Source organism: Candidatus Proelusimicrobium excrementi (genome assembly GCF_937881865.1).
Classification (GTDB): domain Bacteria; phylum Elusimicrobiota; class Elusimicrobia; order Elusimicrobiales; family Elusimicrobiaceae; genus Proelusimicrobium; species Proelusimicrobium excrementi.
The window spans coordinates 1-6,837 of record NZ_CALGEO010000135.1; the positions used below are offsets into that span (position 1 = coordinate 1).

The window sequence follows — 6,837 nt, forward strand, 5'->3', positions numbered from 1 at the left end:
GGAGTTCGTCCGAAATATGGCGGTTGACCTCCGGGAAGTAGAGCAAATCCGCGTAAGAGTAAACGGCAAAAGCAAAAAACAGAAAGCCAGTCAAAGCCAGCCAAAAAGCGTTATAATATTTGTTCTTCACCGGGATATTGAAGAAGAACAAAGGCGCGGCTAAAAATACGGCGGTAATTGATAAATCAAAACGCAGGCCGGAAAAGAAAGAAGATATTTTTACCCATAAATCTATATCCTCAAAACGGGAGGGGTAACATAACAGCAAAGCCAAGCGGGCCACCGCAAAAAGCAGGATAAACAAGCCTATTACGGCCAAAGTCAGCCGTAATTTATAATCAGGCTGAAAAAAGTTTTTAATTTTAGTCGCTGTTTTTGGCGGCATTTTCTTCCTCCGAAGGGTACCAGCGGTCTTCCTTTATCAAAGTAAATACGGTTTTATCCAAAGAAAGTAATTCTTCTTCCGCTTTTGTTGTGTCAAAAGTTCCTTCGTATTTTTCTTCTTCCAAGGTCTTTTCCCTGGTGTGCCTTATCGCGCCGTCATTTTTGATAAGCCCTATCGTATAGCCGTCGGCAAAGAGAGCGCGTCTTTCTCCGTCTTCCGCAAACAGCGTTTTGCCGGCCGCGGAATAAGGCTCCTGCAGGCGGAGGAGGTCAAAAAGCGTAGGCAGAATATCCAGCTGGGAGCCCAGCGTATCGTTTTTTTGCGCTTTAACGTATTTCGGCGCATATATAAGGAAAGGTATATGATATTTTTCCTTAATATTGCCGTTTCGGTTGAAAGTGTGATCCGCCACAAAAATAAATACGGTATCGTAGAACCAAGGTTCTTTGCGGGCCTCTTCAATAAAATAACCTATTGAATAATCCGCAAACAAGAGGGAATTTAAGTATTTGTTTTCCTCGGTGGTATTAGGATATTTGTCAAAACCTTCCAAATAGCCCAAATAGGGCGTATGCGTAATACCCGTGAAAGCGAAAATAAAGAAGGGCTCATCCCGTCCGCGCAGTTTTTCCGCCAAGAGGTGATACATATCATAATCATATCCGTATCCCTCCGCTTTGGCGTAATTAAATTGCTTTGGCATATCTTCCATGCCGTAAATTTCTTCAAAGCCCAGCAGCTCGGCGGATTTATCCAAATTAAAGGAAGAACGCTGGGAAGTCTGCGCGAATATAGTCCTGTATCCCTTGTTTTTCAAGATTTGAGGAAGTTTCGTCATGGAAGTGTTTTGAAGGCCGTAGCCGAGCTTTTGCATTTTCGGCAGAGCCGGTATCCCGGTTAAAACAGCCGTTATGCCCTGCAGGCTTCTTAATTCGAAAGCGTAAAAATTATTAAAGTAGCTGCCGTACTTTACCAGTTTGTCGAAGTTCGGCGTAACGCCGTAAGCCGTACCGTTGACGGAATCTATGTAATTGGGCACCCATGATTCCAGCGCGACTATCACCACGTTAAGCGGTTTTTTATAGGGCTTCGCGTTTTTAAATTTACGCATCAGCGGGTACTGATAAGGCATGGGGGATTCTTCCCTTTCGGAAGAAAGCATTTTTACGGTTTCTTCGGTAGCCAGGTTTATATCGCGCTCATTTTCGGCCATATAGTTGCCCTGGCTGATAACGCTGTAAGAAGTAAAAATGCCGTTTAAAGCCAAATCGGCCGCCATGCTGGTATCGGCGTTTTTATAAGCGTCGGGGATATTTAAAGGCGTTTTGCCGGCTTTGCCGTATATGCCGAAAGCCGCCAAAAGTATGAAGATAAAATAAAACATAATTTCCTTCCGGCCCATAAATTCCGGCTTGTCGTAATAAATGTTTATTATCGTATTGACCAGCCAAATAAAGAACGCGAAAGCGAAAATCAACAACAGCAAAATCCATAAACCGGGGCCGAAAGCGTAGCCGACTATAAAAGAAAAGTCATTGCCCAAACTTAAAAGCTCTTCGCCCATGTGGCGTTTTACATAACCGAAGTATATCAAATCCGCGGTAAGAAGCGCGCCCGATAAAACAAATTCCGCGCAGAGGGCGAAAGTCCACATCTTAAGCCATTTCCTCGATTTTACTGGCAAAATCATCATAAAAATCAAAGGAAAGACGAATAAAGCTATGGCGGAAAAATCAAACCTGAGCCCGCTTAAAAAAGCCGTAAAAGTCTGCCAAAAAGAGAGCTTTTCGAAAAAAGAATAATTAAAACAAAAAAGCAAAAATCTTTCAAAGCTGAACAGCGCAAAGAAAGCAAAGACAAAAAACAGCGCGGCTTTAAACCTAAGCTGAAGCGCAGCGCCGCGTCTGGCCAGTTTTATGTGTCGGTATCTCATTTTTAATCTTCCGTTTTTGAACAAATTATTTTGTATTCTTCGGTAAATTCAGCCAAGTCCGAAAGTATTTTATGCTGCTCGGGCGTAAGCGAACCGCTCTCAAGCAAAGCTTTAATACTGCCCAAAGTGGGCACCAAAGTTTTGCCGAGCAAATTTAAACTTTTTAAGGTGTGGACGGTCTTTTCTTTATCTTTAAAATCAATATTGCGAGTTTTTTGAAGGGAAACTTCAAACTCCTTGCCGAAATGCCTGTTAAGCCCGTTGTCTTTCATGGCGGAAGTTATTTCCTTTTCCAGTTTTTTAGCTTCGGCCAAAGCTTTGCCGTAAGCGTCTATCTTTGATGAAAGCGCCTCAAGCGGGTCCTGCGGGGGCAAAGGCTCTTGCCCGTAATCTTCCGCGGAGAACCCTTGTTCGTCCGCCGGGCTTAAACGCCAAACCGGGCACATATCTTTATAATCGCAGAAGCGGCATTTCGTTTCGCCCGGATCGGGTACAAATTTGCCGGCCTTTATATCGGCCGCCACGCCCAAAACGCGGGCCCAAAACTCCTCCATTTCTTCCTTGGAAGCCGGCTCGAAAACCTGGGAATCCAAACTGGGCAAATGGTAAAAAGCCATATTGCCGAATTCTATTTTTTCCGCTTCGGGGTGGCGTGCTTTTACGATATCTTCCAGCTCTTTGTTGCCGGTCATAAGTTTTTGGTACATCATAAGCTGGTCCGGCTCGCGCGATATCTTTTTGCCGGTTTTATAATCCAGTATTGAAACTTTTCCATCGCCCAAATAGTCAATGCGGTCCACTATGCCGATTACGGAAAGCCCGTCTATATCAACGGTGGTTCTAAATTCAGTCGCAATGGGGGAAAGCGTATCCGCAACATGCTTGGCGTAATAAGCTTTTATTATTCTTACGCCTTCAAGGTATCCTTCGCTCTCTTTTAATTTGGAAGCGTATCCTTTATCGGAATAGGAAGTGGACTCCCAGTCGTTTTTAAAAAAAGCCAAAACGTTTTCCAAAGGGGGGAAAGGCGGCTTTAAAGAGGAATAAAGATATTCCATGGCTTTATGCAAAGCCGCCCCGAAAGCGAAATAATATTTAGGTTTTTCCGGCAGTTTCAGAACATAACGGAATTTGTATTTTTGCGGACATTCTTTATACATGCCCATTTTTGAATAAGAAAAGCTTAATTTGCCGGCCATAAAATCTCCTAAATATATCTAAATACATTTTAACATTTTATATTTAAATAAAAACAATTAAGCCGCCGTATCTTACGGCGGCTTTAAAATTTACGGTTTGCTTCAGTTTAAAACAGCGTTGAAGCCCAATAAGCCGCAGCCGCTATCAAAGCGGAGGCCGGTATCGTTACCACCCACGCCCAGACGATTTTCCTGGCTACGCCCCAGCGCACCGCCGAAAATCTTTTGAAAGAACCTATCCCGACTATGCCGCCGGTTATGGTGTGCGTAGTGCTTACGGGTATGCCCAGCCAGGAAGATACAAACAAAGATATGGCCGCGCCCGATTCTGCGCAGAAGCCGTCTATCGGTTTCAAGCGGGTTACTTTTTGGCCCATGGTTTTTACTATGCGCCAGCCTCCGCTTAAAGTGCCTAAGGCTATGGCCAGCTGGCAGAGCACTGCCACAGATATGGGGATAAAGAAATCTTCCCCTGCGGCGTAGCGGGCGGCTTCGGAAGAAGTCATAAAGAAGTCCCTCACCATGCTGATATCGCCCGAGCCGGAGGCTATCCCTCCAAATAAAATCATGGATATCATACCCATGGTTTTCTGAGCGTCGTTGCCGCCGTGCCCCAAGCTGTAAGCCGCGGCGGAAAAAAGCTGTCCTTTGCGGAATATCCCGTCCACTTTAAAAGGATTGGAATGGGCGAAAATCCTAAAGACTATACTTGCTATAACTATGCCCATTACAAAGCCCATTACCGGGGCTATAACGATAAAAACCACGGTTTTAAGTATGCCGGAAGTTACCAAACTGGCCGGGCCGGCTTTAACCAAAGCCGCGCCTATAAGCCCGCCTATCAAAGCGTGCGAGGAGCTTGAAGGCAGCCCCCACCACCAAGTAAGCAAATTCCATATACACGCGCCCATAAGCGCGCCGAAGACCAAATTTGCGTCCACTATGGAAATATCGACTATGCCGCTGCCTATGGTTTTGGCAACGCCCGTATGGAAGACGAACAAAGCCGCAAAGTTAAAAAATGCGGCCCACCATACGGCCAAGCGCGGGGATAGCACCCTTGTGGCCACTACTGTGGAAACGGAATTTGCGGCATCGTGAAAGCCGTTTAAATAATCAAAAAACAAAGCCAAAGCTATAAGGAAGAGTATCCAAATCGCCATAATCGCCTCTTAATTGTTCTTAACTATTATAGATTCCACTACGTTTGCCACGTGTTCGCACATATCGGTGACGTTTTCGGCTTCTTCAAAAAGTTCCTTTTGTTTGATTACGAGTATCGGGTTTGCGTTCTCGTCGTTAAGTATGCGGGATATGGCTTCGTCGCGGATTTCGTCGGCCATATTTTCCAAACGGTTGATTTCCACGCACTGTTTAAGCGTGTCTTTCATATTTTTGTTGCTTCTTAAAAAGTTTACCACTTTGCATACCGCTTTGGCGGAATTTTCAATTATTGAAGCCAATTTTTTGCTTTCTTCGGCCGGGGTGAATATTTTGTAAAGATAAAAGCGGTTGGTTATCATATAGATTCCGTCTATGATATTATCCATATTCTGCGCCAGGGAAAAGATGTCTTCCCTGTCAAACGGGGTAATAAAACTCTCGTTTAGCATATTTAAGATATTATGGTTGATTTCGTCGCCGCGGTGTTCTATGGCGTGCATTTTATCCACATTGTCGCGGCTGATATCGGGCGTATTGATTATTTTGTTAAAAAGCTGGGCGCCCTCCAGCAGATTTTCGGCCTGTTTATCGAACAAGTCGAAGAATTTTACTTCTTTAGGCATGAATAACATATGTGTTTCTCCTTTATTTTTTATCCTTATTTGAAATCCGTTATAAAAAAAGAGCAGACGCAAAAGTCTGCTCTATATACGCAACAAATTTGATACCCCGTTAAGCGGGATTGAATTACTTGGTTTTGTTATTTTTGAACTTCGCTTATGATATTTCATAAATTTAAGATATCTACCAAAATTATAACATAGTTTTTTTACAAGTTAATAGGTCTTTGGGCCCACGGGGATTTAGGGCCTTTTTCACTTGTGGCGGCGCGCCATATTAATTAATATAAAAATATGGGAGCATATTTAAAGAAGTTTACCGCCGCGCTTTTGGCTCTGTCTATGTTGATTCAGGGCGGGCTTCCGCTCCGCGCCGAGCCGAACTCTTTCGCTCCGGATTTTGAAAGTTCCTCCCAAGACTCCGACAAACTGCTTATAAACACAAAATTCGCCGCTTTGGGCAATACTCTTTCTTTTGCGGCTTTTAAATACACGATGAGCGGCGGAAATATCTTCGCCAAGACCGACGACGCCGCGATGAAAGCCTTATATTTTGACTACAAAAAATCCGTCGTTGCGGAAGAAGAAGCCGTAAGCGCGGCTTACGCCCATATAAACAAAGCGCACAAATACGGCCCCAAAAGCGCGTTAAACGTCTTAAAAAAAGGGAAAAACCAAAAAGGCGAAATTTGCGACTCCGGCAAATGCTTTGACGAAACCATTTACAACCGTGCGCTTTTAAGGGCTTTTTTAAGGTACGGCGCGGGCCTTGGCGAAAGCAATAAAAAATGGCGTTGGAACCGCGAAATAATGCTTGAATACGCCAAGAATATTTATTTTCTCCTCAACGACTACGGCGCAAGCGCGAACGACACCGCTTTTGCACAAAAATACCTTCGCTATTTAATAGAAAAGACAGGCGACTGGTGCGACAATGACGTTTATATGGCCGATATCATGCCCGGCCTGGCGGGAGGAAGCGGCCGAGCCGACGCCAGAATCGGCAAAGAACGCCGCAAAAATTATTGCGAGAAAATGGGCTACGCCGCGCTGTCTTTGGCCTTGCTGGAAAATTTATCCGCGCAGGACTCTGATTTTAACGCCCGCCTGCTTTACAAGCAATTAAAAGACAATTACCGTGAAGATTACGGCGCAATGGTTTTGGGTAATTATGTAACGGCTTTATTGATGACGGGCACAAATACGTCCTTTTCCCTCTTGGAAAAGTTTTTACTTAAAGACAGTCTTGCCGACGGCCTGAGGGTAGGCGGCGTTTGGCAGATTTTGGGCAGAGCTTTTGACATTATTTCAATAAAGGCGTGGGTGGATAAATTTACAGACGCAAACAACAAATTAAGAGGCCGCGGCGGCAGATATTTAAACGAAGTCGGCCTGCGCTTTCAGTATATAGACGAAGACGCCGCCCGCTCATTCGGGTTTTCTTCTTTCAGCGTGTCTTTGGCGAAAGACGGCGTAAGCGGCTATAATATGCCTTACGGCAATATCCTTGAAGATTTGGGCGAACTTGTGGCCATG

The 6,837-nt window shown here is 44.6% G+C and carries 5 protein-coding genes and 1 pseudogene; 1 reads left to right on the forward strand and 5 read right to left on the reverse strand.

The features are described from left to right. The 5 genes and pseudogenes from ACQY26_RS06385 to ACQY26_RS06405 all read right to left on the reverse strand — a co-directional run. A pseudogene (locus tag ACQY26_RS06385) lies at nucleotides 1-385 on the reverse strand (hypothetical protein); the annotation flags it as partial. Next, nucleotides 363-2,318, reverse strand: a complete 1,956-nt coding sequence (locus ACQY26_RS06390; RefSeq protein ID WP_428048310.1) for an LTA synthase family protein — start codon at nucleotides 2,316-2,318, stop codon at nucleotides 363-365. The pseudogene ACQY26_RS06385 and the gene ACQY26_RS06390, both read right to left, overlap by 23 nt. A gap of 2 nt (nucleotides 2,319-2,320) precedes the next feature. Beyond that, nucleotides 2,321-3,517 (reverse strand): RecB family exonuclease, encoded by a 1,197-nt coding sequence (locus ACQY26_RS06395; protein WP_428048311.1) that lies wholly within the window; start codon nucleotides 3,515-3,517, stop codon nucleotides 2,321-2,323. 107 nt (nucleotides 3,518-3,624) lie between these two features. Then, entirely contained in the window at nucleotides 3,625-4,680 is a 1,056-nt protein-coding gene (locus ACQY26_RS06400) for an anion permease (RefSeq protein ID WP_428048312.1), read from the reverse strand. Nucleotides 4,681-4,689: 9 nt separating this feature from the next. Next, nucleotides 4,690-5,313, reverse strand: a complete 624-nt coding sequence (locus ACQY26_RS06405; protein ID WP_428048313.1) for a DUF47 domain-containing protein — start codon at nucleotides 5,311-5,313, stop codon at nucleotides 4,690-4,692. A 282-nt stretch (nucleotides 5,314-5,595) separates the two neighbouring features. Between ACQY26_RS06405 and ACQY26_RS06410 the strand changes: the two genes are divergently transcribed. Continuing rightward, nucleotides 5,596-6,837: hypothetical protein (locus tag ACQY26_RS06410; RefSeq protein ID WP_428048314.1), on the forward strand; the 1,242-nt coding region annotated here is incomplete at its 3' end.

What these genes read in the sequence shown, in the direction of transcription:
- ACQY26_RS06395 (WP_428048311.1), bottom strand. Translation starts at nt 3,517, where the DNA reads ATGGCCGGCAAATTAAGCTTTTCTTATTCAAAAATGGGCATGTATAAA.
- ACQY26_RS06400 (WP_428048312.1), bottom strand. Translation starts at nt 4,680, where the DNA reads ATGGCGATTTGGATACTCTTCCTTATAGCTTTGGCTTTGTTTTTTGAT.
- ACQY26_RS06390 (WP_428048310.1), bottom strand. Translation starts at nt 2,318, where the DNA reads ATGAGATACCGACACATAAAACTGGCCAGACGCGGCGCTGCGCTTCAG.
- ACQY26_RS06405 (WP_428048313.1), bottom strand. Translation starts at nt 5,313, where the DNA reads ATGTTATTCATGCCTAAAGAAGTAAAATTCTTCGACTTGTTCGATAAA.